This window comes from Collinsella intestinalis, from assembly GCF_902501455.1.
GTDB classification, from domain to species: Bacteria; Actinomycetota; Coriobacteriia; order Coriobacteriales; family Coriobacteriaceae; genus Collinsella; species Collinsella intestinalis.
Genome location: NZ_CABWIC010000007.1, coordinates 727,428 through 754,124, shown reverse-complemented (window position 1 = coordinate 754,124; position 26,697 = coordinate 727,428). Strand labels below are relative to the sequence as shown.

Here is a 26,697-nt window from a genome sequence, read left to right as displayed (position 1 = left end):
TCCTCGGCGCGCACTCGTCTGGATGTGTAAAACGCATCCGTCCCCAATTACATATTGGGGTTCCTTAGGAGAGCATCTCCTTGAAGCCACTCATAATCATGCGCCAGCCGCGCTTGAAGCGGCCCTCGGCGGGATGGGGCGCCGGCGCGATGATGGTCGCCTCGGCCTGGACGATCTCCCCTTTGGCGGGAGCGGGCCCGCATGTGTTCGTGCTGGCCGGGGCTTGTGCGAAGCGCACGATCTTGTCGCGCGTGGCGCGTTCGACCTCGTCGGCTCGCCGCGCGCGTTCCTCTTCAGCGGCTCGGGCGCGCTCGATGGCTTGCGCCATGAGGCGCTCCTGCGCGTTGAAGGGCGCCTCGCCCTCCGCGCGGGCAACGGGGACCCAGCGTCCGCGTGCGTCGAGCTCGCGGGCCTTCACGTTGTCGCGCAGCTGGTCGGCCATGTAGTCACGCACCATGGCGCGGCAGGTGGGGTCGAGGACGGGATAGGCGATCTCGACACGGTGCTCGGTGTTGCGCGTCATCATGTCGGCGCTGGACAGGTACACCGTATCCGCCTCCTCGCCGAACGAGTAGACGCGCGCGTGCTCCAGGAAGCGCCCGACGATCGAGCGGATGTGCACGTTGTCGGTGCTGCCCTCGATACCTGGCAGCATGCATGAGATGCCACGGATGATCATGTCGACGCGCACGCCCACACGGCTCGCCTCGGCGATTTTGTCTATCACTTCACGGTCGGTCAGAGAGTTCATCTTGAAGAAGGCGTGCGCGGGCATACCGGCGCGTGCACGGGCGATCTCGCGGTCGAGGCCGTCCATGACGAGTGGCTTGAGACCGGCGGGCGCGACACCGAGATAACGGTATTCGCCGTGCAGGTTACCCAGCGTCAGGTTGCGGAAGAACGCATTGGCGTCCTCGCCGATGCCTTCATGCGCCGTCATGAGCATGAAGTCGGAGTACAGGCGCGCCGTCTTTTCGTTGAAGTTGCCTGTGCCCAGGAGCGTGATGCGCTCGATGCACCCCTGGTTGTGATAGGTGAGCTGGCAGATTTTGGAATGGCATTTGAAGCCCTCGGCACCGTAGATGACCGTGCAGCCTGCCTCTTCGAGGCGCTCCGCCCAGGCGATGTTGTTCTCCTCGTCGAACCGCGCGCGCAGCTCCATGAGGACCGTGACCTCCTTGCCGTGCTCGGCGGCCGAAATCAGGGATTCGCACAAGCGCGACTGGCGGGCCACACGGTAGAGGGTGATGCGCAGCGAGATGCAGGCGTCGTCGTGTGCCGCCTCATTGATGAGGTCGAGCAGCGTGTTCATGGATTCATATGGATAGAAGAGCAGTTTGTCGCCGGCGAGCACCTGCTCGCGCATGGGTTCGCCCGGGCAGAACATCGGGCTCGGCTGCGGTGCGAACGGGGGGAACAGGAGCTTCTCACGTGCCGCTGCGGGGAGCTTGCCCTCAAGGGAGAAGATGAAGCCGAGGTCGAGGGGCATATTCACGGAAAGCACCGCCTGTTGGGTCAGGTGCAGCGCCTTGCGGATGGATTTGACGGCATCTCTGCCCAGGTCGCCGTGAATGGCGAGCAGCACGGGCTGCAGCCTCAGACGCTTCTTGAGCACCTTCTTCATGTGCTGGCGGTAGTCCTCGTCCTCCTCGACTCCCTCGCCGTCCGGATCGAGGTCGGCGTTGCGGGTGACGCGGATCACGGCGCTGTCCTGCGGGGCGTAGGCGCCGAAGCATGAATCGAGACATGCCAGGATGATGTCTTCGAGCAGGATGTAGCGCAACAGGCCGTTCTCGTTGGAGACCTCGATCACACGGGGAAGGGAGGTCGGTACCTCGATGATGCCGAGCAGGCCCTGCTCATCCTCGGATGCGGACGCGAGCGTGCAGACCACGTAGAGGGCCCCGTTGCGGAGGTTGGGGAACGGGTGGCGCGGGTCGATGATGAGTGGGGAGAAGATGGGCTGCACGTTGCGGTTGAAATAGCTCCGCACCGTGTCGCGCTCGGTCCCAATGAGCTCCGGGGGCGTGATGCGTTCGATGCCTTTGGCGCGCAAGAGGGATTCGATGGCGTCGAGGGATGCGGAGGCCTTGGAGAACAGCCCCGGCAGTTCGGAGAACACGGCGGCGACCTGCTCGGAGGGGGTCATTCCGCTCTTGTTGTCGCGCGGTTGGCGCTTGAGGGTCGCCAGGCTCGAGAGGCCACCCATGCGGACCATGAGGAACTCGCGCATGTTGCTCTCGAAGATGGCGATGAATTTCAGGCGCTCAAACAGCGGCACGGATTCATCCATCGATTCGGCGAGCACGCGCTCGTCGAATCGGAGCCAGGAGAGCTCTCGGTTCTGGGTGTAGGTCATGTCGCGCTTCTTATCGTGTCCGTCATTGCCCATGATGGCCCCCTCGTGTGTTGCGGCGATACCTGGAAGTGATGATGTCTGCGAAGTCGCATGAATGTCTCAAGGTTATCGCCGTGTCCGGACTGAACCCGAGTGTAGCGCGCAGCCATGATGAGCTCTTTACACGCTGCTTTCGAACGTGTTAAAGACTCGCGTGAATGTAAGCGATGGGCGCGGATGAGCCGCGTGAGGCGCCGTTGGGCGTACACTGATGAACGTGTGAGAAGACCTCGGATGCCGTCCCATCGGCGGGCGCGCACCATGAACGTGAGGGGTACCTATGGTTCGAATCGGCCTTTTGACCAGCGGTGGCGATTGCCAGGCGCTCAACGCGACGATGCGCGGCATCGTCAAGACTCTCGACCATCGCTCGGGAGAGCCGGTCGAGATCTTCGGTTTCGAAGATGGCTATCAGGGCCTCATCTACAAACGATTCCGCAAGATGACCCCTGCCGACTTCAGCGGCATCCTCACGCGCGGCGGCACGATCTTGGGCACGAGCCGCACACCCTTCAAGCGCCTCGATATTCCCGAGGCCGACGGCGTGGACAAGGTCGCTGCTATGAAGGGGACCTATCGCGAACTCGGCCTCGACTGCCTGTTCATGCTGGGCGGCAACGGCTCCACCAAGACCGCCAACCGCTTGGCGCAGGAGGGCCTGAACGTGATCGCGCTGCCCAAGACCATCGACAATGACACATGGGGGACCGACATCACCTTCGGCTTCACGAGTGCGGTCGAGATCGCGACCAAGTGCATCGACGACATCCACACCACCGCGAGCAGCCACGGCCGCGTCTTTGTGATCGAGATCATGGGGCACAAGGTCGGTTGGATTCCCCTGTATTCCGCTGTCGCCGGCGGTGCGGATGTGTGCCTGATCCCCGAGATCCCCTACGAGATGGATAGCGTGATCGCCGCGATCGACCGCCGTATGCAGTCGGGTGCGCGCTTCACCATCATCGTGGTCGCAGAGGGCGCCATTTCTCGCGAGGAGGCGGCGCTGTCCAAGAAGGAGTACAAGAAGCTCGTGGCGGCGCGCACGTCGCCGTCTATCGCCTACGACATCGCCCGTGAGGTCGAGGCGCGCTGCGGGCGCGAGACCCGCGTGGCGGTGCCCGGGCACACCCAGCGCGGCGGTCAGCCCGATGCGCAGGACCGCGTATTCGCCACACAGTGCGGTGTCGAGGCGGCGTTGGGCTGCTTGGAGGGGGAGTACGGCTTTATGGTGGCCCAGCGCGACGGCGAGATGCGCCGCGTACCGCTGGCGGAGGTCGCCGGCAAGCTCAAGCGCGTCGACCCTGCCGGCGACCTGGTGCGTGAGGCTCGCGCCCTCGGCATCTCCTTCGGCGACGAGGCTTAGCGGGGCTCGAGGCGCTGCATGCGGTAGCCCACTCCGACGTGCGTCTGGATCATAGCGGGATGCGATGGGTCGGCCTCGATCTTCTTGCGCAGGGTTCGCATGAACACGCGTAGGCTCGCGATGTCGCTGTCCCAGCTCGTCCCCCAGATCTCGTGCGTGATGAAGGTGTGCGTGAGCACCTTGTCGACGTTTTTCGCCAAAAGCACGAGGAGCTTGTACTCGGTGGGTGTGAGCGAGAGGCGCTCGCCGTCGAGCTCGGCGTATCCCGCGGCGTAATCGATGTGCAGGCCTCCGTTGTCGAAGGTGCTCGACTCGACGGATTCGGCGGTGATCATGGTCGAGCGCCGCAGGTTGGCGCGGACGCGGGCGAGCATCTCCTCAACCGAAAACGGCTTCGTCAGGTAGTCGTCGGCGCCGGCGTCGAGCGCGCCGATCTTATCCGAGTCCTCGACGCGCGCCGAGATGACGATGATGGGAACGGCCGACCAGCTGCGGATCTTGTTGATGACTTCGACGCCGTCGATGTCCGGCAGGCCGAGGTCGAGCATGATCAGGTCGGGGTTGCGCGATGCCGCGTCCATGATGGCGGTCTCGCCGTCCGTCGCCTTCTCGACGCTGTAGCCGTGCAGGTCGAGAGCGGTCGTCACGAGGTTACGGACCGCCGGGTCGTCTTCGACCACGAGGATGCTTGGGTGCGCGGCGTCATTCATGTATCTCGATCTCCTCGGCGGGAAGGGTGAAGCGGAAGACCGCTCCATGGGGCTTGTTGTCGGCGACTTCGATGATACCCCCGTGCGCCTCGATGATGGAGCGGCACAACGACAGACCGAGGCCGAAGCTTCGATGGGAGTCGACGGGGCGAGGGCCCTCGGCGATGAAGAAGCGGTCGAAGACGCGGGGCTTGTCGCGATCGGAGACACCCGGGCCGTCATCGGCGACCTCTACGACGACGGATGAACCCTCCCGTCGCGCGCCGATCGTCACGGTCGAGCCCTTCGGCGTGTATTTGAACGCGTTCGTGATGAGGTTCGTGAGCACCTGCATGATGAGGTGGACATCGATTTTCACCAAAAGGATCTCGTCCGTGTGCGTGATGGTCACGCGGTGCCCGTGCGATTCGCGGGCGACGTGGCTGAGTGCGGCGGCGATGACCTCGTCCATGAGTTCCGACGTGAGGTTGAGTTGCATGTCGCCATCTTCGATGCGGGTGATGGCGAGGAGGTTCTCGACGGTGTCGATCAGCCAGAGCGAGTCGTTATAAATGGCGTCCGCGAGCTCGAGTCGTTTCGCGTCCTCGAGTTTCTCCCCACCATCGCGCAGCACCGCGGCCGACCCCGAGATCGCGGTGAGGGGCGTCCTCAGGTCATGGCCGATGGATCTAAGCAGGTTGGCGCGCAGTTGTTCATTTTTGGCGAGCACGGCGGCCTCCTCCCGCTCTCGCGCCGCCTTGTCGCTCTCGAGGGCGAGCGCGCACTCGCCGACGATCGACAGGACGATGGAGTGCTCGAACGCCTCGAGCACGCGTCCCTTCAGATCGATGCCCACGACGCCGAACACCTCGTTGCCCGCGCGCACCGCAAGGTAGAGGCACTGCGCCTCTGGCAGGGTGTGAGTGCTCGCCCCGGCGTGCTTGTTGTTGTTGAAAGTCCACGTCGCCACGGCGCGTTCGTATTCGGTGAACAGGGACGTGCGGTGGTCTTCGGCCCCGGCGCTCTCATACAGCGGCTCCCCGAGCAGGTCGCCGTCTGCGGGGTAGAAGACGACGTCGAGCCTGAGGAGCTTCACGAGCTGGCTCATGGCGACGCGCGCTCGCGCCTGGGGTCCCTGGGCCCGTTGCAGGAGCTGGTTGGTTTCGAGGAGCACGCGGGTCCTGAAGGCGTTTTTCGCCGAGGCGCGCGCGTTGTCGGTGAGGCGCGCGGTGAGTTCGGCGGCCACCATCGCGGTCGCGAACATGATGGCGAAGGTCACGAGGTAGCTTCGGTCGTAGCTGTCGAATGAGAACAGCGGTGTCACGAAGCAGAAGTTGTAGAGCACCACCGAGAGGATGCTCGACACGATGGTGCAGACGCGCCCCGTGGTCGTGACGGCCGTGAGCAGGGCCGTGAGGATGTAGAGGGAGATGATGCTCGAGTCAGCGAACCCGAGTCCGCGGAATGCGGTGCCAACTGCCGTGGCGATGGCGGATAGACCCAGTGTGAGCAGCATATCCCGCCTGCTCGGCAGATGGGGTCCCGAGGCCGCTTGCCGGTCGTGGCCCCGCCTGGCCGGCGCCGGCTGATCGGGGATGATGTAGATGTCGAGGTTCGGCGCGATGGCGATCAGCCTCTCCACGAGCGATTTGCGCCCGAAGAGCGCGTGATGCAGGCCGTGCGCCTCGCCGGTGCGCCCCATGACGATCTTCGAGATGCCGGACAGTCGCGCGAACTCGGCGATCTGAAAGGCGATGTCGTCCCCATACACCGTTTCCACCTGCGCGCCGAGCTGCTCGGCGAGGGCGCTGTTCGAGGAGAGGCGGGCGCGTTCGTCCTCGTCCATGGTCTGGGTTCGCGGGCTCTCGACGAACAGGGCGACGAGTTCGCCGTGGAAGGCCTTCGACAGCCGCGCGGCCGCCCGCACGATACGCGGGTTCGTGGGGGCGGGGGAGAGGCAGACCAGGATGCGCTCGCTGGTGTAGTAGTCGCGGTTGCCGAGCACGCGCGCGGCGTCGGCGAGGCGCCCCGTGCGGTCGGCGCAGCGGCGCAGTGCGATCTCGCGCAATGCCGTGAGGTTCTCGATGCTGAAGAAATTGCGCTGCGCGCGGTCGGCCTGCGCCGCGCGGTACACGAGTCCGGCCTTGAGGCGCTCGAGCAGGTCTTCGGGCTCGATATCCACGAGCTCGACCTGGTCGGCGTCATCGAAGACGCGGTCGGGGATGCGCTCGCGCACGACGACGCCCGTGATGGAGGCCACCATGTCGTTCAGGCTTTCGATGTGCTGGACGTTGACCGTGGTGTAGACGTCTATGCCGGCGCGCAGGAGCTCCTCGACATCTTGATAGCGCTTTTCATGGCGGCAGCCCGGTGCATTGGTATGCGCGAGTTCGTCGACGAGGATTAGCCGCGGCGCACGGGCCAGGGCGGCGTCGAGGTCGAATTCCGCGAGTTCGATGCCATTGTGCTCGATGGACATGTGCGGGATGCGCTCGATGCCCCGCGACAGGCGCGCCGTCTCGGGGCGCTCATGAGGTTCGATATAGCCGGCGACGACGTCCACGCCGCGCCTCTTGGCGGCGTGCGCGGCCTGGAGCATGGCGTAGGTTTTGCCCACGCCCGCGGCGTACCCGAAGAAGATCTTGAGGTGCCCTCGGCGTTCGCGGCGCTCCTGTGTGTGGGCGTCCTGTTCGAGCGCTCTGAGCAGGAGGTCGGGGTTCGCCCGTACGTCGGATGCAGCGCATGACATTGCGAGGCCTTTCTCGCCGGTGTGGATCGATTGCGGCGGCGGGATGGGCCGCCTCGAGCATGCGATGAGTATAGGGCTCCGTTCGGGGCGCCGCATCCGCTCAGCTGCATCTTTACGGCATCTTAAGGCCGGAGGGCATCACCCTAACACCGTTTTAATCCGCTTCGCCGTTTACTGTTACCAGGCACTCGGGGAAGGGTGCCACCCGTGATTCTCGGAAGGAGCGGTTACATGAACGTCCTGATCCCGATCATAGGCATCACGTGCATCGGCCTGTTGATCTACTACATCTACATTCTGATGAGGAGTGATTCTTAAATCATGAGCGCTGCAATTCAGTACATCCTGTACTTCGCCGTGCTCGTCGTTTTGGCCATCCCGCTCGGTCGGTTCATGGCCCGTGTCATGGACGGCGAGCATACCTTTTTGTCACCCGTGCTCGCACCCGTCGAGCGGGGCGTCTATCGTCTGCTCCGCATTGACTCGCATGAGCAGATGGGCTGGAAGCGTTACCTGGTGAGCGTCCTTGCCTTCTCGGGTATCGGGCTCGTGGTGCTCGTCGCGCTCCAGATGCTCCAGGCTGTCCTGCCGGGCAACCCGCAGCACCTGCCCAGCGTTCCCTGGGACCTGTCGTTCAACACGGCGGCCTCCTTTATCACCAATACCAACTGGCAGTCCTATTCCGGCGAGACCGCCCTGTCCTACCTTGTGCAGTTCATGGGTCTCACCGTGCAGAACTTCGTTTCCGCCGGCACCGGTATCGCGGTCATGTTCGCACTGATCCGCGGCTTCCGTCAGGTCAAGGAGCAGGGTCTGGGTTCCTTCTGGGTCGACCTCACCCGCACCGTCCTGTATGTGCTCATCCCGCTGAACCTCGTGTTGGGCGTCTGCCTGGCTGCCGGTGGCGTCATCTCCAACTTCCAGCCGGCTCAGAAGGCTGAGCTCGTAGAGCCCGTCGCTGTCCAGCCTAATGCAGACGGCGGCTGGAGCGTCATCGATGGCGCCCAGATCGAGGGCGACACGGTCAAGGTCGATGGCAAGGTCGTCGAGGACGCACGCGTGGTCACCGAGCAGTTCCTGCCCCAGGGCCCCGCGGCTCCTCAGGTCGCCATCAAGCAGTCCGGCACCAACGGCGGCGGCTTCTTCGGCGTGAACTCCGCCCATCCGTATGAGAACCCCAGTGCCTTCACCAACATCATCGAGATGACCAGCCTGCTGCTGATCCCGGCCGCCTGCTGCTTCACCTTCGGTATCGGCGTCAAGAACGCCAAGCAGGGCAAGGCCATCTTTGCCGCCATGTTCATCTTGCTGGTGATCTTCACCGGCACCATCGCCGTCAACGAGCATGCGGGTACCCCGCAGCTGGCCGATGGCGGAGCGGTCAATATCGAGATGACCGACGGCCAGGCCGGCGGCAACATGGAGGGCAAGGAGAGCCGCTTCGGTATCGCCGCCTCCTCCACGTGGTCGGCTTACACCACCGCCGCTTCCAACGGCTCGGTTAACTCCATGCACGACTCCTACACCCCGCTGGGTGGTTTTGTCCAGATGCTTCAGATGGCTCTGGGCGAGGTCGTCTTCGGCGGCGTGGGCTGCGGCCTGTACGGCATGATCGGCTTCGCCATCCTCACGGTGTTCATCGCCGGCCTCATGGTCGGACGCACGCCGGAGTTCCTGGGCAAGAAGATCGAGCCGGGCGAGATGCGCTGGGCAGTTGTCCTGTGCCTGGCAACTCCGTTTGCCATTCTGGTGTGCTCGGCCATCGCTTGCATGGTGCCCGGTCTTGCCGACCAACTCAACAATGGCGGCGCGCACGGCTTCTCCGAGGTGCTGTATGCCTTCACCTCATGCGGCGGTAACAACGGCTCGGCGTTTGCAGGCATGAACTGCAACATTCCCTGGATCAACGTCATGCTCGGCCTCGAGATGCTGTTCGCCCGCTTCATGCCCATCATCGGCACGCTGGCTATCGCCGGCTCGCTGTCCAAGAAGGGTAAGGTCGCCGAGAGCGCCGGCACCCTGTCTACCACCAACGGCATGTTCGTATTCCTGCTCGTGTTCATCGTTCTGCTGATCGGTGCCCTGAGCTTCTTCCCGGCCCTGGCGCTTGGCCCCGTTGCCGAGTTCTTCCAGATGATTGCGTAAAGGAGGGCGCAGATTTATGGCTATGCAAAAAGACATGATGGGCCGCGCGGTCCGCGACTCGTTTGCCAAGCTGGATCCTCGCGTCCAGATTCAAAACCCGGTCATGTTCCTGGTGTGGCTTTCCGCCGTCATGACCTCCGTCCTGGCCGTCGCTTCCATCTTCGGTGTGCAGGACGCGGGTGTGCCCACCTACTATGTGGTCGCCATCGCGGTCATCCTGTGGCTTACCGACCTGTTCTCGAACTTCGCCGAGGCGCTTGCCGAGGGCCGCGGTAAGGCTCAGGCCGATTCCCTGCGTGCGGCCAAAAAGGATGTCGAGGCCCATCGCATCGAGTCCGTTGAGGATAAGGAGCACTTCACCGTCGTTCCCGGCACCGAGCTCACGCGCGGCGACCTGGTGATCGTACGCGCCGGCGAGCAGATCCCCGGCGACGGCGACGTCATCGAGGGCGCTGCCTCCGTTGACGAGTCCGCCATCACCGGCGAGTCCGCTCCCGTGGTCCGCGAGGCCGGCGGCGACCGCTCTGCCGTTACCGGCGGTACCACGGTGCTGTCCGACTGGATCGTCGTCAAGATCTCCAGTGAGCCCGGCCAGAGCTTCCTGGACAAGATGATCGCGATGGTCGAGGGTGCCGCGCGCAAGAAGACTCCCAACGAGATCGCTCTGGAAATCTTCCTGGTGGCCCTCTCCATCGTCTTTATCCTGGTCACGCTGGCCCTGTATTGCTACTCCTGCTTCTCGGCCGGTCTTAACGACATGGTCAACCCCACGGCCGTGACCACGCTTGTGGCGCTGCTCGTGTGCCTAGCTCCCACTACCATCGGTGCGTTGCTGTCCGCCATCGGCATCGCCGGCATGAGCCGTCTGAACGAGGCCAACGTGCTGGCCATGTCCGGTCGCGCCATCGAGGCCGCCGGCGACGTCGACATCCTCATGCTCGACAAGACCGGCACCATCACCCTGGGTAACCGCCAGGCCGCCGAGTTCATCCCGGTCGACGGTGTCGATCCCGCGGAGCTGGCCGATGCCGCTCAGCTTTCCTCGCTGGCCGACGAGACTCCCGAGGGCCGTTCCATCGTCGTGCTCGCCAAGGAGCAGTTCGGTTTGCGCGGTCGCACGCTTGAGGATAAGGGTATGGAGTTCATCCCGTTCACCGCGGCAACGCGTATGTCCGGCGTGAACTACGAGGGCAATGAGATCCGCAAAGGCGCTGCCGATTCCGTGCGCACCTATGTGGAGGCAGCCGGCGGCGTGTTCTCCCAGGAGTGCGACGAGGTCGTCGAGCGCATCGCCAAGGCCGGCGGCACCCCGCTGGTCGTGACCAAGAACTGCCGCGTGCTGGGCGTTGTGTACCTCAAGGACATCATCAAGTCCGGCGTTAAGGAGAAGTTCGCCGACCTGCGCCGCATGGGCATCAAGACCATCATGGTGACGGGCGACAACCCGCTCACCGCCGCGGCAATCGCCGCCGAGGCCGGCGTTGACGACTTCCTGGCCGAGGCCACCCCTGAGGGCAAGCTCGAGAAGATCCGCGAGTTCCAGCGTGAGGGCCACCTGGTCGCCATGACCGGCGACGGCACCAACGACGCGCCCGCTCTGGCCCAGGCCGACGTCGCCGTGGCCATGAACACGGGCACCCAGGCTGCCAAGGAGGCCGGCAACATGGTCGACCTCGACTCCAGCCCCACCAAGCTCATCGAGGTTGTGCGTATTGGCAAGCAGCTGCTCATGACCCGCGGTTCGCTCACGACCTTCTCGGTGGCCAACGATGTGGCGAAGTACTTCGCTATCATCCCGGCCCTGTTCTCGCCGATCTACCCGGGCCTTGGCGCGCTCAACATCCTCGGTCTGGCAAGCCCGCTGTCCGCGGTTCTTTCGGCCATCATCTATAACGCGCTCGTTATCGTCGCGCTGATCCCCGCCGCGCTGAAGGGCGTTAAGTACCGCGAGGTCCCGTCCGGACAGCTGCTGACCCACAACCTGCTCGTGTGGGGTCTGGGCGGCATCGTTGCCCCGTTCGTATTCATCAAGCTCATCGACATGCTGCTCGCGTTCTGCGGCATTATGTAAGTGGAGGTTTGTATGTTCAAAGGTGTTGCATCGCGTGCACTGGGTGTGTTCGCGCTGTTTACCGTTGTCTGCGGCCTGGGCTATACGCTCGTCGTGACCGGCATCGCCCAGGTTGCGTTCCCGTATCAGGCGAACGGTTCGCTCATCAAGGTCGACGACAAGATCGTGGGCTCCGAGCTGATCGGTCAGAACTTTGAGGATGAGGACCACATGTGGGGCCGTATCCAGAACGTGACTATCGTCGAGGGGGAGGACGGCGGGCTCATGGCCTACGGCGCTCCGTCCAACCTCTCCCCGGCGAGCGAGGAGTACCGGCAGCTTGTGGACGAGCGCGTCGAGAAGATTCGCGCCGCCAATCCCGACGCCGACATGGATGCCGTGCCCGTCGACCTGGTGACGTGTTCCGGCTCAGGGCTCGACCCCGAGATCTCCCCCGATGCCGCCGAGTACCAGGTACCGCGTCTGGCAAAGGCCACGGGCAAGAGTGAAGGCGAGGTGCGCGACATCATCGCCCAGTGCACCAAGGGCCGATTCCTGGGCGTCTTCGGCGAGCCCACGGTCAACGTGCTCAAGGTGAACCTCATGTTGGATGGTGTGCTGTAGGCGGCGTTTTCGACTAGAGATGCTTGTATGCCCCCGGTGCAGTCGCGCCGGGGGCATGATTGTTTTAACCAGCGGTTAGATTTCCTGCCGAAAACATGAGGGCGCGTCAATTGTGCTGACGGTCGCTAGCTGATGAAGAGCGTTGTGCCGGCAGTGAGGGATCAGGCGTCCGCAATGCTCATCGCGAAAGCCATGCAGGAAGAGCGGTATGAGGATGCCCAACGTATCCTGGACGGCATCCCCGACCGCACGGTGGATAAGGAGGAGCGCCAGGCGATCTTGTATGCGCGCGAAGGAAAGGACGAGGACGCCGCGCGCACTTGGGAGGCCCGCGTGATTCGCATTGCCGCCGATTTGATGGGGGCGATTGTCGGGTTGATCGAAATTGCGTTGAGGGATGGCCGCAAAGATGATGCGCTCGAGTGCGCGTACCGCGCTCAGCTGGCATTCGAGGCACTTGGTCAGCCTGCATGGATGAGTCTGATGCCGCGGCTGGCGGCCGTGACGGCATCGGGCGATTCTGGTGAGGCGATTGAGCTTCTTGACGCCGTCATGGCCTCGTTGCATGGGGGCGACTCCGCGGCACTCCAGGGTCCGCTTTACCGCTATTCGGACCTGAATGACTTGACCGACTTGACGTCCAGGATGGGTGCGCTGCTGCTTTCGGAAGTCGAGAATGAAGACGAGTATGCTTTTGTGCGCGCAGTCCCTGCCTACCGTTCGTTCGTGGAGAAATGGAAGGCCGTGGGTTCGGTGTAGGGAATTCGGTCCGGTCATCCAAAGTGCGGGTGTTTTCGGCCGTGAACGGAGCGGTTATCTTTACTTTGGTTCGCTTCGAGGATGAGAGCCTTACATTTTCGTATGCCGCGCGTAAGCCGAATCGATGGCACGGGAGGGACGAGTTCACGAGAATGGGTGCGGTAATAACCCTTGGAAGGACTCGCCATGCAGCTATATCTCAAGCTCGCCGTCGGCAACGTGCGCCGCAGTGCCCGTGACTACTCGGTGTATTTCGCGACGCTCGGGTTCGCGGCGTGCCTGCTGTACTCGTTCGTCGCCTCGACCGATTACCTGCGCGCCATGGGGCTCTCGCCCGAGCAGCTGGGCGTGCTGGGGAGCGCGGGCGATATCCTGCAGGCGTTCTCCGTCTTCACGGTGCTCGTGTTCCTCTTTCTGGTGCGGTATGCCAATCGGTTCCTGCTCCGCCAGCGCAAGCGCGAGTTCGCCCTCTACGAGCTGTGCGGCATGGGGCGCGGTGCGGTATCGGTCGTGCTCGTGGCCGAGACGGCGCTCGTGGGTGCCGGCGCACTGGCGTGCGGTTTGGCAGCGGGTGCGGCACTGTCGCCCGCGTTCGGCGCGGTCGCGGCCTTCGTGTTCGACGCTCCCTGGCGGCTCGCGTTCTCCTTCTCGCCCGACTCCGCGGCATGGACCGCCGGATGCTTTGCCGTGGTGTTCGCGGTGAACGCTGTGGACGGCGCGCGCGATATCGCGCGGCGCCCGCTGATCGAGCTCATGTCCGCCGAGCGCGCGCCGGAGCGCATGCGCCTCGGCGGCCGGGTCGCGCGGGGCGGGCAGGCCGTGGTGGCCTCGGTCCTGCTCGCGGTGGTATGGGGCGCGTGCCTGCTTCAACCGGTGTACTTCATCGCGTTCATCATCCCCATGGGCTTCGCGGCCTGCTTCGCCACGTCGCTCGTCGAGCGCCTGGGCGTGGCCGCATGGGGCGAGCGGGAGCGCGGGCGCTCCGAGCGGTACTGGGACGGGCTCACCGCCTTCACGGTGCGGCAGGTCGAGGCGCGCGTGTCCAGTACCTCGATGGCGCTCGCCTGCGTATGCGTGCTCGTCGCCGTCGCCGTGTGCATGATGGTCGCGGGGTTCGTCTTCAGCATCGGGTTGCGCGCGCCCGAGATGGTCTCGGCCGGCATCGCGGCGTCGATGGCGCCGATCGGCTACATCGGCATCTTCTACGGGGCGGTGTTCCTGCTGAGCGCCGTCGCGGTGCTCGCGCTCCAGCAGCTTTCGGGCGCGGTCGATGCACGGCGCGCGTACGGCGTGCTGGGGCAGCTCGGGTGCGACCGCGCCCTTATGCGCGCGTCCGTGCGCCGGCAGCTCGCGCTCTACTTCGCCGCGCCGCTCGCCGGGGCTCTCGTCCACGATGTATTCGGGTTGTTCCTCGTCGCGTTCCTCGCGTTCGCGCTCGGTGCCGAGGGCCTGTTCGCGATCGTTGCGGGTGTGCTCGCCTTCACGGTCGGCCTCATGGCGGCGTACGGGGCGATCACCGCCCGCGCCGTCGAGCGGGTGGTGCTGTCGAGGGTATGATTATCGGACTATGTCACTCTGCGTGACGGGAGGTCCGTCTCATGCTTTGGTTTACATCGGACACGCACTTTGGCCATGCCAACGTGCTGCATTTCACCGATCGCCCGTTTGGCGATATCGCGCATATGAATCGCGCGCTCATCAACGCGATCAACGAGCGTGTGGCGCCCACCGACGACCTGTACATCCTCGGTGATTTCTCGTATCAGATGACCGCGGTCGAGGCGGCGGCGCTGCGCTCGAAGATCAATTGCCGCAAGGTGCACATCGTGCCGGGCAATCACGACAAGGACTGGACGCACAAGGATGTGGCGGGGACGTTCATCGTCGAGCCGCCCATCGTGCGCATCAATATCCATGGGCAGAAGATCGTGCTGTCGCACTATCCGCTCATGGAGTGGCAGTCCATGTCGCGCGGGTCCTGGCATCTTCATGGGCATATCCACAGCGCGGGCAGCGTGTATAACGAGCTCAACCGCAAGCAGGGCCTCATGCGCTATGACGTGGGCATGGATGCGAACGACCTGGCGCCGGTGAGCCTGGACGAGATTCGCGCCTGGTTCGAGGGCGTGGAGTTCTACGGCCGTGCCCGCTGGTGGGAGTGGGTGAACGGGACGGGTGATCCTGCGGTGGCCGAGGATTGCGAAGTGGTCCGCGAGCTCATGGTCGAGGTGGATCGCGACCATGCGACCGCGCAGGAGTCTGCGGAGGCGTCGCGGCGTTGCGCCTCGGCGCTGCGGGAGCTCGGACTCGGACGCTAGCACCACGCGGAGCACCGGCCTTCACCGCGGCCTTCGCTTCGAATGCATGGGGCTTCAACCTCAAATTAGGGACAGTCCCTCATTTGAGGTTGAGAGGGGCAATCGTTTCCAGTGCGTGAATTCGCCATGCTCCCCATCGTCATGGTAGGCGGGTAGTACACTGAAATCCCGTGGAAGCGCCGGATTCCGGTGCAGATTTCGACGGGAAGTGCAGGTAAACACCATGACAAAGCATATATTCGTGACCGGAGGCGTGGTCAGCTCGCTGGGCAAGGGCATCACCGCGGCGTCGCTGGGGCGTCTGCTCAAGTCGCGCGGCTATCGGGTGACCATGCAGAAGGCCGATCCGTATCTCAACGTGGACCCGGGCACCATGAGCCCGTTCCAGCACGGCGAGGTGTTCGTCACCGAGGACGGCTACGAAAGCGATCTCGACCTCGGCCATTACGAGCGCTTCATTGACGAGAACCTCACGCGCGACTCCAACTTCACCACGGGCGCCATCTACCAGGACCTCATCGCGCGCGAGCGCCGCGGCGACTTCCTCGGCGGCACGGTGCAGGTCATCCCGCACGTGACGAACGCCATTAAGGCCAAGTTCCGCGGCGTCGAGGAGCAGACGGACGCCGACGTGGTCATCACCGAGCTCGGCGGCACGATCGGCGACATCGAGGGCCAGCCGTTCGTCGAGGCCATCCGTCAGTACAAGAAGGATGCCGGCGCCGAGAACGTTTGCTACATCCACGTCTCGCTCGTGCCCTATATCGCGGCGGCCCACGAGGTGAAGACCAAGCCGACGCAGCACTCCGTCAAGGAGCTGCGGAGCTTTGGCATCCAGCCCGACATCATCGTGTTGCGCAGCGACCATCATATCGAGGACGACGTGCGCGCCAAGATCGCCTCGTTCACCGACGTGGACGTGGATTGCGTGTTCACCTGCGAGGACGCCCCGTCCATCTACGATGTGCCGCGCATGATGGCCGAGCAGGATTTCGACCTGCGCGTCTGTGAGCGCCTGGGGCTCGATCCGCACGAGCGCGACATGGCGGATTGGGAGGGGTTCCTCGCTGCGAAGGACCATGCGGAAAACGAGGGCGACCCCGTGAAGATCGCACTCGTCGGCAAGTACACCCAGCTGCCCGACGCGTACCTCTCCGTCATCGAGGCGCTGCACCACGCGGGCACGCACCTGGGCAAGCACGTGGAGGTCGAACTCGTCGATGGCGAGGCGCTCTCCGATGACAACGTCGAGCAGGTGCTGGGCGACGCGTCGGGCATCCTCGTGCCGGGCGGCTTCGGCAAGCGCGCCTTCGACGGCAAGATCACCGCTGCCCGCTACGCGCGCGAGCACCAGGTGCCGTATCTGGGCATCTGCCTGGGGATGCAGGTCGCCGTGTGCGAGTTCGCGCGCGACGTGCTGGGCTATGCGGACGCGAGCTCATCCGAGTTCGACCCGCAGTGCGCGCACGCCGTGATCGACCTGCTCGATGAGCAGGAGGGCGTGACCGAGAAGGGCAGCACCATGCGCCTTGGCGCGTATCCGTGCGCGCTCGTCGCAGGCACGCTCGCTGCGGAGGCGTACGGCGAGGCGCTGGTGCAGGAGCGCCATCGTCATCGTTACGAGTTCAACAGCGCGTACCGCGAGGAGCTGGAGGCGGCCGGCTTGGTCGTGTCCGGCACGAGCCCGGATGGCGAGCTGGTCGAGATGGTCGAGCTGCGCCGCGACCTGCACCCGTGGTTCGTCGCCACGCAGGCGCATCCCGAGTTCAAGAGCCGCCCCACGCGTCCGCACCCGCTGTTCCGTGAGTTCGTCCGCGCGGCTGCGGAGTAAGCGCGCCACGTTCTCCACGAGGGGACAGGCACTCATTCCGTGAGTTTCATCGCCTATGAGACGCCGCGCGTCGAGCGCGCTCATGCATCTCGACTGCCTTTTTGATGCGCGTCGCATCGCTTTGAGAACGCCGCCTCAATTAAGGGACTATCCCTTAATTGAGGCGGCGTGTCATGTGCCATCGTTGCCGATGAGTCTTTAGTTATGCGCCCCAGACCTCCTCGGCGATGCTGCGCACGAGCGCGATCTTGGCCCACTGCTCGTCCTCGGTGAGCTTGTTGCCGATCTCGCAGCTGGCAAAGCCGCACTGCGGGGAGAGGCAGAGGTCCTCGAGCGGGACGAAGCGCGCGGCCTCGTGGATGCGCGCGATCACGGCGTCGCGGTCCTCCAACTCGGGGCGCTTGGTGGTCACCAGGCCGAGGACGACCTTCTTGCCCGGCGCCACGTGCGCGAGCGGCTCGAAGCCGCCGGAGCGCTCGTCGTCGAACTCCAGGTAGAAGGCGTCGACGTTCTCGCGCGCGAACAGGATGGGGGCCACCAGGTCGTACGGGCCACTCGAGGCGTGGGTGGAGTGATAGTTGCCGCGGCACACGTGCGTGGTGACGGCCATGTCGGCGGGGCGTCCCTCGAGCGCGAGGTTGTTCACGCGCAGGTACTTCTCGGCCTCGGCCTCGGGCGTGGAGCCGGCGGCGCGGATGCCCGCCTGGAAGTGCTCGTCAACGAGCGCGCCCCAGGTGCAGTCGTCGAGCTGCAGGTTGCGGCAGCCCGCGGCGTAAAGTTCGGCGATCACGGTGCGGTACGCGGCGCCGATATCCTCGAGCAGCTCGTCCTCGTTCGGGTAGAAGCTGTGCGTGCGCTCGGCCGCCGCCTCGTCACGGTAAAGCTCGAGCAGGAGCTGGGCGGGGGCGGGGATGGTCTGCTTGGCCGTGTGCCCCGGCTCCTCGAGCGCCTGCACGAACTTGAAGTGCTCGACGAAGGGATGGTTCTCGCCGGAGATCTTGCCGGTGAGGATGGCCGAGCCGTGCGTGGTCTCCTCGCCCACGAAGAAATAGCCGTGGTCGAGCTCCACGTGCTCAATCCCGCCGAGTCCCCACATGAAGTCGAGGTGCCAGTAGGAGCGGCGGAACTCGCCGTCGGTGACCAGCGGCAGACCGGCGTCCTTCTGCTTGGCGACGAGCTCGGTGATGCAGACATTCTCAACGGCGATGAGACCTGCGTCGTCAAGTTTGCCGGCGGCGTGTGCGGCTCGGGCCTCCTTGAGCGCCTCCGGGCGCAGGAAGCTACCGACGACGTCGAATCGGGTGGGTGCGATGGCGGCCATGATGGGTTCCTTTCGATAGATGCGATATCTGATGAAAGGAGTATGCGGGACGCGCATCCGATTGGGAAATACTTAAAACAATCTAATATCGATAGGAAAAACCTATGGAGATAGGTGGGTAACGAAGGCTTTCGATCCCAGGTCATTACGGGATATGCGTGCGGATAGCCTCGACGAACGCCTTCCCATAGCGGGAGAGGTGGGTGTCGCGCCGCGTGACGATGCCGACTTCCATGCGGTCGTCGACCTCGAGTGGGACGGCGATGATGTCCTCGCCGTTGAGCTCGTGCGAGATCACGCCCGAGCACACCGTGTAACCATCGAGGCCTATGAGCAGGTTGAACAGGGTCGCGCGGTCGCGCACGCGGATGTTTTTGGAGCGGCCAAGCGTGGACAGTGGTTCCTCGGAGAAGTAGAACGAGTTGAAACCCCCCTGCTCGTAGGAGAGGTACGGATAGTCTGCGAGATCCTCGAGCGTGACCGAGGCACGTCCCGACAGGGGATGGGTCGAGGAGAGGAACACGTGTGCGGCGCATGAGAACAAGGGCTTGAATTTGAGCTCCTCGGCGCGCAGCATGCGGCCGATCACGTCGCGATTGGCATCAGATAGGTAAATCACGCCGAGTTCGCTCTTCATATGGGCGACGTCCTCGATGATCTCGTGAGTCTGCTCCTCGCGCAGGGTGAACTCGTAGCGCGCGGCGTCGTATGCGCGGATCACGTCGACGAAGGCATTCACAGCAAACGAGTAGTGCTGGCAGGAGACAGCGAAGCGGGGCACGGGTTCGGTGTCGCGTTTGTAACGCTCCTCGAGCAGGTCCGCCTGTTCGAGCACTTGACGGGCGTAGCCGAGGAACGTCTGGCCCTCGGTGGTGGTCACCATGCCCTTGCTCGTCCGGTCGAACACGGTGATCCCCATCTCGCGCTCCAGGTCGCGCACGGCGGCGGTCACGCTCGGTTGCGATACGAAAAGCCGCCGCGCCGCCTCGGTGACGCTGCCGCACGAGGCGACCTCGACGATGTATCTGAGTTGTTGGAGTTTCATGGGTTGCCTCTCATCGATGGTGGGGTGCACCGGTCTCGAGAGCACTTTACAGCTCTTCAATCAAATTTCACACCGAAGGGGGCTCACATGGTTAAACAAACAGCTGGTCGGGACGCTCTGGTTTTACGGGCGCATGGACGTCACCCTGATGGGTCACCGCACCTTCGCCGAGGTCGTGTGCGCGCGCTAAGTCCTGGCGCTGTTCCCGGTCGGTATCACCACCTCAATTTAGGGACAGTCCCTAAATTGAGGTGAGGGGTGATTCCTAGTTCGAGGTGAAGTTGATCTGGATGTCGCCCAGGCTGCTGGTGACGCCGATGGTGCGCGCCGCATCGTCGGCACCCCGCGGTGCCACGATGTCTCCCTGGGTGGTGTGGGCATCGATATGATAGGAGTTCTCTGCCCCCAGATATGACAGGTAGATGTCCCCGTTCACGCTCTCGATCCGACTCGCGACGATGTCGAGCCTCTGCGCCGAGACGTCCCCGTTCACGGATTCGCACTGCAGGTCATCCTGCAGCGCCATGTCCATCAGCATGATGTCGCCGTTTTCGTTTACGACCTGGGCCTTGCGCGCCGCAGCACCTCCAAGTGAGATGTCGCCGTTGAAGTTGGTCGCGAGGACCGCCTCGGCTTCGACGCCGGAGAGCAGGGTGTCGCCGTTCTCGTTTATCGCGTCGAGCTTGGCGGCGGAGACATTCTTCGCCACGACGTCCCCGTTACTGTTGGAAGCTCGCAGCCCGGCGAGCCCGTGCACGTTAGTCGCAACGACATCGCCCGAATCGGAGTGCACCTCGATCTCACCGGTGAACGAGGCTGGCACGCGCACCACGGTCGTAGTGTCGTCGACGCCGCCGGCCTCAGCAGGGGAGAGGTCGATCATGACGCCCTCCATGGGCTGCGAGTCGACGTCGATTTTTAGTACGCCGTCCGTGTCCTCGACGGAGACACTCTGGCAGTTTCCCGTCCAGTACTCGAGTTCGATGGCATCGCCGTCGGCGGGTTCGAGGAGGACGTTCTCGAATTCGGACGTAATGACGATGCTCTTGTGCGGCGAGGTTGCTTCGTCCTCGAGCGCGCTCACCGTTTGATGCCAGTCGTAGTTCACGGTGGACAAGCGGGCTGTATCGAATCCAGCCACCGCCCACGCGCCGCACGAGAGCACGGTGCCGGTCCCGATGAGCGCCGCGGCGGTGATGAGCATGATTTTGGGAGCCTCACGCATTGCGGGTGCCTCCTTCCGGGAGGGTGGCGTGGTTGGAGGGAGTGTTCTCGGCATGGGCGGGCATGTTCGGGGTGCCGCTGGCCTTCACCCGATTGGGCGCCTCACCGTCATCGTCTTTACCGGATACGCGCACGAACAGGCTCGCGATCCAGCGCGCGAAGGAACGCGTTGCCCGGAAGAGCAGTTTGCTGGCCCAGAACACGGCGAAGGAGGCGACGAGCCCGAAGCCGCTCGACACGAGTGAGAGCCCGAATACGAACACGCCGGGCAGCGGCATGCCCCCGCCAAGGGTCGAGGCGAGGGCGGCAAGCCCCGCGAAGGGCATGAGCACGAGGACCGCGTCGACGGCCCACAGCGCGGCGATGACCGCCCAGATTGCGACGTACACGGCGAGCGCGGCCGCCGCGAGCGCGAGCACGACGGGTATCCAGATGGGAGAGAACACGGCGAGCAGCACGATGTTGAGGGTGCGGCTGCCGGTGTTCGCGCGGGCGATGGCGCGAGGGATGGGCGGGGTCTCCGCGGCGATCTGCGCCGTGATCTCGTCGATCGGGCCCAGGTCTGCCACCGCTTCGGCTTCGGAAAGACCGTCTTCCATGCGATCGCTGATGGCCTCGTCGTAGAACGCGAGCGCCTGCTCGACTTCGGCGTGCGGCAGCTTGCCCAGCGCCCGTTCGAGTTCGGATAGGAATTCCTGCTTGTTCATCGTTGCGCACCTCGCTTTACAAAGTCATAGATCGACATAATGTCCGCCTGCTCGGATAGGAACTCGGCGATGCGTTCCTCGCCGGTCGGCGTGAGTCGGTAGTACTTTCGCAGTCGCCCGTTGTGCTCCACGGAGTAGGCGGTCAGGCACTCGGCCTTCTCGAGGCGCTTGAGTAGCGGGTAGAGCGTCGACTCGGTGAGGCCCAGGATGTCGGGCACGTCCTTCACGATCTGATAGCCGTAGGAGTCCCGTCCCTGGAGCGACGCGAGCACGCATATCTCGAGGAAGCCGCGTTTCATCTGAGCATCCATGATACCTCCCTTCGACCGATACTATACGGCGCATAGTATAAGGCGTCAACTACCTCATGATTGAATCGAGCGCGTTTGTTGCGGAAGGCAATGCCCGCGCTTGTACGCGGGCATTGCCAGGGGAAGATGATGTAGCTGGGTTGAGATGAGCGCATGGCTGGAAAACTTACCGCAATTCGCGAGTCTCCCGGTCATCCAAAGGTTTAGATAGAAGCTTTGCCCGCACCGCGCACCCATACGCGGTCGTAGTCGCGGAGCATCAAGATCGCGAATGTCAGGCCGAGTGCAAGGGGAGCCGAAGCATCGTCCATGATTTCGATGCCATATGCGGTCCGATTGAGGGCCCGACGTGCGTTGATGTGAGCGACTGCGCTGTTGTTTCGTACTATCGAGAACTCGTCCCCCATGAGGTTGCCTTCCACGCCGATGCCGCCGCCGTCGAACCGTATGACGTCTTTGTAGCCGTTGTCGATGCGAGTCTCGCGCCGGAGCTGGACTCGGTCGAATCCTTTCATGCGTACCTGGAAGACGGGGTGCTGGAGGGCGTGTTTGCGCGTGATAGATCCCACTTTGCATCCGTGTTCATCCAAGATGTGGTAAAGACCGCGGCTGAACAACGTTGCGACACGTACCAGGCGATACGCGAGTCCGTATGGGTCGGTGACATCGGCGTCTCCGAACTTGCCGTGCGCGGGCCCGCCCGTCGAGCGGAGTCCGAAGAGGCTCAGAATAGTCGCATGGTTTCGGCTGTCGGGCTGTTCGCCCCCAATGTCTGACGCCTCTCCTGCGATAATGAGGTGGTTCTTGTCGCGTTCGAGCACCTGGGCCATCACCTGCTCATCGCCCTTCACAATTTCGTCGAGAGAGCGCCCGAAGAGCGCGCCCATCAGCACGAGGCTTTGAATGTCAGGTGTGGTATCGCCTCGTTCCCAGTTGCTTACGGTGTTTCTTGACACCCAGATGGCGTCGGCGAGATCGGCTTGCGACATCCCGAGCTGCTTGCGGCATAGTTTGATCTGTTCCGAGAGAATCATCTACGCTCCCTTCGTCGGATTCGAACATGTTTGTCCTTTTCCAAGTTCACCTTACCGCCGTAAGATGGTTCGTGCTGCCAAATCTCTTGTGCATTGCCTTTAGTTGAGCTTTTTCGTATTCATTTTTGAACTCGCGAAGTAAAGCGGGTTTCCCGTGCGGCAAAAGCGCAGGTGACGGTGCATCTTATGTTGGGGCTGCTCGCCATTATCCGATTTGAATACGAAAAAGCTCAAGAAGCCAAGCTGACCTAGACGTGGAGGCTGGCTACGCGGGCAAAGGTGATGTCGAAGTCCGGGTGTTTCGATGAAAAGTCCTGCGTGGTTCGGAATGGGAAATGGCGGGCGCCCAAAATGGGTGCCCGCCGTCTTCATACTGTTAGGCTTTCCCGGTCAAAGGGTGCCGTCTCTACTGGATGGGGACCGTCAGATCGCCGACGGTGATGCTGGCTATGTCATCGACATCGCGGATCTGGTCGAAAAGGCGGGTCTTCTGCACGACGGTTTTGCCGCCCTCCCGCCAGGACCCGTAGCCGCTGCCGATTTCCTCGGTGGTGCCGTCGGTGAAGGTCACGCTGAAGTTGCCGTAGCCGGCACGGCTCTCGGAATTGGTCTCGAGGCCGGTGGGCTCGGAAGGCCCGTCCACGGCGTCGACCGTGTAGGTGATGGTCGCGCCGAGTGGGGATATTGCGAGCTCATCCACGACAGCGTTGTGGCCGTTCACGGTGAAGCTCTGCCCCGCGGGCAGGTCGACAGACAGGTCGTTGTAGTCGATCTTGAACGACATGTTCCAGTCACCGGTGGCGATGGTCTCAACCGGTAGGTCCCTCTGTCCGTCTGCGCTCGTGGGCATGTAGAGGAGCTTGCTGGCGTCGAAGTGCAGCGTCTCGCCCGAGAGCGAGGCGTCGGTGCCGGTGAGGCTCATCATCTCCATGAGCTGGATGGCGTTGTCCGAGGGGTCTGCGTCGAAAGTGTAGGCGCCGCCGTGGCCGCCTTGCACGCCAAGGCGCAGAGCGGTCAGCGCGTTGATGTTGCCGCCTCCCTCGAGGAAGAGGTTGTAGTGCCCGTTCTCGTTCATCGTGATCTCATCGAACGCCGTCCCGTCGTCCTTCTCGATGGTGTAGACCACCGCGTAGGCGTGGCGCATGCCGATGATTGCGTCGGCCGTGATAGTGATGCCGTTGCTCGTGCAGCTCGCGCCGATTGGTCGGCCGATGCGGTCGATGAGCTCGGTCTGCGCGGGGCCCGCGCCGAAGACCGCAGCGAGGGAGTCCGCCGCACGGGCGAGCGTGCCGGTGGCGTAGGCGGTGCCGCCCCCGATAGTGAGCATCGCGGCGATGCCGAGCGCCGCCGCAATGCGCTGCGCCCTGCCGCGACGAGCTTTGGGGCGACGCACGCACTTTGACGCGCTATGCGCGGCACCGGCGCCGTGCAGCTCCAAGATCTTGCCCGTTCCGTTCTCGCGCGCCTCCTTCGCCTCTGCCGTGCGGTCGCTTGCGGTCTCTGCGAGCCGTGCCGCCATGTGTGCCTTCTGTTCGTCGGAGAAGGAGAGCCGGTTCAGGTCGGATCGGTAGGAAGTGGGGTCAAAGGTCGAACTCATGTCGAGCTCCTTCCAGGGTGGGGCGAAGCTTGGAGCGGCCGCGACTGAGTCGCGTTGCCACGGCCGATTCGGATGCGTGGACGATGGCCGCGATCTGCTTGATGGAATACTCCTCGTAGTAGTGGAGGTAGATCGCCTCGCGGTATTCCAAGGGCAGGGCCATGACAAGCTCCAGGACGCCTTCCGCGCGGGCCTCGAGCTCGCGGTCGGTGGCGCCCATCGGCGCGACGGGCTCCGCTATGTCGTCGAGTGCGACGGTGCCCTGCCTGTCGCGGCGCCTCAAAAGGTCTTTCGCGGCGTTGATGGCGACGCGGATGATCCACGCGCGCTCGTGCTCGGCGGAGTCGAAGCTCCCTGCATGACCGAGCGCTTTGAGGAGGACGTCCTGGCAGATGTCCTCGGCGTCTTGCGTGCTGCGCAGGTAGGTGTAGCTCACACGGAGAATCGTGTCCGCGTACGTTTCGACGAGTCGCTTCGCCTCCGCCTCGATTGGGCGGCGAGCCGAGTCGTCCTTTGCCCGCGACGGCTGCCGGTGCCCATCTCGTGCTTCGTGGGCGGCGGATGTGCTCCAAGCTCCCATATCCTCACCTCGCTTTCTGAGTTGGTGTGACGTGCGAGGGACCGGTTTGTGATATCTCCCTCTATAGACAATACGCGGAGGCGGCGGATAGTTGGCATAATTGTTCGAAGAATGTGACGCGATGCCGCTTCGCGCACGTGGAGAGGAGCGGATATGGATGGAACTGCAACCGCTTCGCGCACGTCCCCGCGCGCCCGTCGGTTGACGTTTGCGCGCCGGGTTTGCGTCCTGGTGTCCCTCCTGCTCATTACGCCTCCCTTTCACGGCGTTGCCGCCGCCGTGCTGCTCGTCGGCCCGCTGGTGCTCGCACCCGCGGGGTATGAGTTGTCTTTGCTGTTCGCATGCGCCTCGGTCTTCCTCTCGGTCGCGAGTTGGATGACGCGTCGATCTGGGGGCGATTCGGCGAAGGGGCCTGTGACAGATGGGAAACGGGCCGTCCGATGGCTCGCGAACGGCATCACGGTCCTCGTCCTGTTCGCATCCGTTCTGGTGGCCGGCTTCGAGTGCCTTCTTGCGGCGCCTTATATTGCCGAGCCGACGGGTCCCGCGGGCGACCGGGTCGTGGTGGTGGAGCGCAACGTCCTTCTGGCGGGCTACGGTGACGTGTATCTGATCCCGGGAGGCTTTGGTGTGGGCAGGAAGATCGCCGGCTACAGCGCCGACGATGGTTACAGCCCCATGGGCAACGGGACCTACGCGCTCGAGTGGCGCGGGTCGGAGCCGCACTTCACCGCATACGGTACCCCCGCCAATCCGGTTGTGATGTATCCCGTCGATTGACGACGCCCCGCAGTGCCCGCCGCACGCGCACCGCGCACGGCGAGCCCTCCGCTCTCTTTACCGAACCGACGCCGTGGGTTGCCCCGTCATGTGCTAGATTCGACTGAATCGTCGGCCCGGGGACGGACTGGGCCGCATTGACGTGAGCGAGGAAGCATGGGACGTTTCACCACCGCGAGGGACCGCAAGCAGGGCGCCGTCGCCATCATCGGCTGCGTCTTCCTCTTCACCGCGTTCGGCGTGCTCGTCTACGGCCGCTTCGCCACGAGCGTCGGGGCGGCGGCGCTGTACAACCGCGCATCGGTCGGCGTCGGGTTCATCCTGTTCGGCATCTCCATGCTGTGCTTCACGCCCATGGTCTACCTGCAGCGCATGCATCGCAGGCACGTCGACTCCGCCGTCCTCGCCCGTGAGCTCAAGGGCATCCTGCTCGGCTTTTTCTGCTACGTGGTGCCGTTCTTCCTCGCCATGGGCGCGCTCTCCTCGGCCGATACCACGGGGGTGTTCGGGCTCGCGCTCATGGTCGCCTTCGGCGCGATCCCCTTCGCCTACCGCCGTCACCGCAAGAAGGACCCCATCTCCTACAAGCACACCGGGTCCGCCGCGATCGTGGCGTTCTGCGGCGTGTTCGCCGTCATCTCGATCGCCGGCGGCGCGTTCTCCTGCAGCGAGATGCTTGACGACCTCAACGGGGGATGGCGGCAGGAGCGCTTCGCCTTCTACGAGGCCGAGATCAACAAGCCGCGCGGCCGCGGGGCGGCGCTGTCGCCCACCACGTTCGAGGTCTCGCTCTACAGGGACGGGGAGTCGGTGGCGAACCATCACGTGGACGCGCGCCTCAGCGTGAACGCGGCCGACTGGCCCAAGGTCGCGCTTGTCCTCGATGAGCCGATGGCCGAGGTTCGCTGGTACCCCAAGACCCGCACCCTCGTGGGCGCGCGCGACGTGGACGGTCCTGCCACCGCGGGCGACCCGATCGAGTAGGGGGCGGCAATGGCGCGCGTGACTGAGAGAACGGCTCCTGTGGCGGAGTCCCCTCACGCCCGGTCGACGCTCAAAAGCAGCTGTCCCGCGGGGCCGACTCTCGTCGCGTGTCAACGGTGCCGTCGTCCGGTCCGCTCGTCCGCGCGCCTGTACAGCCCCGGGGGCTGCGGGTGCGCCCTACTCATGGC

21 protein-coding genes are annotated in these 26,697 nt (G+C 64.0%); 10 read left to right on the top strand and 11 right to left on the bottom strand.

Annotated elements, in window-relative coordinates:
• Nucleotides 1–64: 64 nt before the first annotated feature.
• Nucleotides 65–2,392 carry a polyphosphate kinase 1 gene (ppk1, locus tag AOBCEHNH_RS04770; RefSeq protein WP_152063349.1) on the bottom strand — a complete coding sequence of 776 codons (2,328 nt, stop codon included), beginning with the start codon at nucleotides 2,390–2,392 and terminating at the stop codon, nucleotides 65–67.
• 286 nt (nucleotides 2,393–2,678) lie between these two features.
• On the opposite strand from ppk1, the gene AOBCEHNH_RS04765 reads away from it, so the two are divergent.
• Nucleotides 2,679–3,761, top strand: a complete 1,083-nt coding sequence (locus AOBCEHNH_RS04765) for a 6-phosphofructokinase (RefSeq protein WP_152063348.1) — start codon at nucleotides 2,679–2,681, stop codon at nucleotides 3,759–3,761.
• Here AOBCEHNH_RS04765 and AOBCEHNH_RS04760 read toward each other — a convergent pair.
• Together AOBCEHNH_RS04760 and AOBCEHNH_RS04755 are read right to left on the bottom strand one after the other, a co-directional pair.
• Nucleotides 3,758–4,471, bottom strand: a complete 714-nt coding sequence (locus AOBCEHNH_RS04760; RefSeq protein WP_152063347.1) for a response regulator — start codon at nucleotides 4,469–4,471, stop codon at nucleotides 3,758–3,760. The genes AOBCEHNH_RS04765 and AOBCEHNH_RS04760 overlap by 4 nt on opposite strands.
• Entirely contained in the window at nucleotides 4,464–7,199 is a 2,736-nt protein-coding gene (locus tag AOBCEHNH_RS04755) for an ATP-binding protein (RefSeq protein ID WP_152063346.1), read from the bottom strand. Before AOBCEHNH_RS04755 ends, AOBCEHNH_RS04760 begins: the two co-directional genes overlap by 8 nt.
• Before the next feature lie 321 nt (nucleotides 7,200–7,520).
• On the opposite strand from AOBCEHNH_RS04755, the gene kdpA reads away from it, so the two are divergent.
• The 7 genes from kdpA (at nucleotide 7,521) to pyrG (ending at nucleotide 16,926) form a co-directional block, all read left to right on the top strand.
• Nucleotides 7,521–9,344 (top strand): potassium-transporting ATPase subunit KdpA, encoded by a 1,824-nt coding sequence (kdpA, locus tag AOBCEHNH_RS04750; RefSeq protein WP_152063345.1) that lies wholly within the window; start codon nucleotides 7,521–7,523, stop codon nucleotides 9,342–9,344.
• A 16-nt stretch (nucleotides 9,345–9,360) separates the two neighbouring features.
• On the top strand, nucleotides 9,361–11,415 hold the full coding sequence (gene kdpB / locus AOBCEHNH_RS04745) for a potassium-transporting ATPase subunit KdpB (RefSeq protein ID WP_006722307.1): 2,055 nt from the start codon (nucleotides 9,361–9,363) through the stop codon (nucleotides 11,413–11,415).
• 12 nt (nucleotides 11,416–11,427) lie between these two features.
• Nucleotides 11,428–12,018, top strand: a complete 591-nt coding sequence (kdpC, locus tag AOBCEHNH_RS04740; protein WP_118271371.1) for a potassium-transporting ATPase subunit KdpC — start codon at nucleotides 11,428–11,430, stop codon at nucleotides 12,016–12,018.
• Between the two features lie 174 nt (nucleotides 12,019–12,192).
• Entirely contained in the window at nucleotides 12,193–12,777 is a 585-nt protein-coding gene (locus tag AOBCEHNH_RS04735) for a hypothetical protein (RefSeq protein WP_193221180.1), read from the top strand.
• A gap of 186 nt (nucleotides 12,778–12,963) precedes the next feature.
• Nucleotides 12,964–14,334: an FtsX-like permease family protein gene (locus tag AOBCEHNH_RS04730; protein ID WP_152063344.1), complete on the top strand. Its 1,371-nt coding sequence runs from the start codon at nucleotides 12,964–12,966 to the stop codon at nucleotides 14,332–14,334.
• Nucleotides 14,335–14,375: 41 nt separating this feature from the next.
• The gene (locus AOBCEHNH_RS04725) at nucleotides 14,376–15,095 is read left to right on the top strand and encodes a metallophosphoesterase family protein (protein WP_152063343.1); all 720 of its coding nucleotides are present in this window, start codon (nucleotides 14,376–14,378) and stop codon (nucleotides 15,093–15,095) included.
• 223 nt (nucleotides 15,096–15,318) lie between these two features.
• Nucleotides 15,319–16,926: a CTP synthase gene (gene pyrG, locus AOBCEHNH_RS04720; RefSeq protein ID WP_152063342.1), complete on the top strand. Its 1,608-nt coding sequence runs from the start codon at nucleotides 15,319–15,321 to the stop codon at nucleotides 16,924–16,926.
• Nucleotides 16,927–17,128: 202 nt separating this feature from the next.
• Here the strand turns inward: pyrG and AOBCEHNH_RS04715 are convergent, their stop codons facing one another.
• The 8 genes from AOBCEHNH_RS04715 to AOBCEHNH_RS04680 form a co-directional block, all read right to left on the bottom strand.
• Nucleotides 17,129–18,247, bottom strand: coding sequence for a 5-methyltetrahydropteroyltriglutamate--homocysteine S-methyltransferase (locus AOBCEHNH_RS04715; RefSeq protein WP_152063341.1), 1,119 nt, complete (start codon nucleotides 18,245–18,247; stop codon nucleotides 17,129–17,131).
• A gap of 145 nt (nucleotides 18,248–18,392) precedes the next feature.
• Nucleotides 18,393–19,292: a LysR family transcriptional regulator gene (locus tag AOBCEHNH_RS04710; protein WP_152063340.1), complete on the bottom strand. Its 900-nt coding sequence runs from the start codon at nucleotides 19,290–19,292 to the stop codon at nucleotides 18,393–18,395.
• Between the two features lie 265 nt (nucleotides 19,293–19,557).
• Nucleotides 19,558–20,517, bottom strand: coding sequence for a DUF4097 family beta strand repeat-containing protein (locus tag AOBCEHNH_RS04705; RefSeq protein ID WP_152063339.1), 960 nt, complete (start codon nucleotides 20,515–20,517; stop codon nucleotides 19,558–19,560).
• A complete protein-coding gene (locus tag AOBCEHNH_RS04700; protein ID WP_152063338.1) occupies nucleotides 20,510–21,223 on the bottom strand; it encodes a DUF1700 domain-containing protein in 714 nt (237 codons plus the stop codon). The genes AOBCEHNH_RS04705 and AOBCEHNH_RS04700 overlap by 8 nt, the downstream gene beginning before the upstream one ends.
• Nucleotides 21,220–21,534 (bottom strand): PadR family transcriptional regulator, encoded by a 315-nt coding sequence (locus AOBCEHNH_RS04695; protein ID WP_118271355.1) that lies wholly within the window; start codon nucleotides 21,532–21,534, stop codon nucleotides 21,220–21,222. The genes AOBCEHNH_RS04700 and AOBCEHNH_RS04695 overlap by 4 nt, the downstream gene beginning before the upstream one ends.
• Nucleotides 21,535–21,737: 203 nt before the next feature.
• Complete coding sequence (locus AOBCEHNH_RS04690) at nucleotides 21,738–22,568, bottom strand: helix-turn-helix domain-containing protein (RefSeq protein WP_152063337.1); 831 nt, start codon at nucleotides 22,566–22,568, stop codon at nucleotides 21,738–21,740.
• A gap of 406 nt (nucleotides 22,569–22,974) precedes the next feature.
• The gene (locus AOBCEHNH_RS04685; protein ID WP_152063336.1) at nucleotides 22,975–24,165 is read right to left on the bottom strand and encodes a DUF4179 domain-containing protein; all 1,191 of its coding nucleotides are present in this window, start codon (nucleotides 24,163–24,165) and stop codon (nucleotides 22,975–22,977) included.
• Nucleotides 24,149–24,745, bottom strand: a complete 597-nt coding sequence (locus AOBCEHNH_RS04680; protein WP_152063335.1) for an RNA polymerase sigma factor — start codon at nucleotides 24,743–24,745, stop codon at nucleotides 24,149–24,151. The genes AOBCEHNH_RS04685 and AOBCEHNH_RS04680 overlap by 17 nt, the downstream gene beginning before the upstream one ends.
• A 153-nt stretch (nucleotides 24,746–24,898) precedes the next feature.
• Between AOBCEHNH_RS04680 and AOBCEHNH_RS04675 the strand changes: the two genes are divergently transcribed.
• Complete coding sequence (locus AOBCEHNH_RS04675; RefSeq protein ID WP_152063334.1) at nucleotides 24,899–25,525, top strand: hypothetical protein; 627 nt, start codon at nucleotides 24,899–24,901, stop codon at nucleotides 25,523–25,525.
• Nucleotides 25,526–25,681: 156 nt separating this feature from the next.
• Complete coding sequence (locus AOBCEHNH_RS04670; protein WP_152063333.1) at nucleotides 25,682–26,509, top strand: hypothetical protein; 828 nt, start codon at nucleotides 25,682–25,684, stop codon at nucleotides 26,507–26,509.
• The last annotated feature ends 188 nt before the right edge of the window (nucleotides 26,510–26,697 follow it).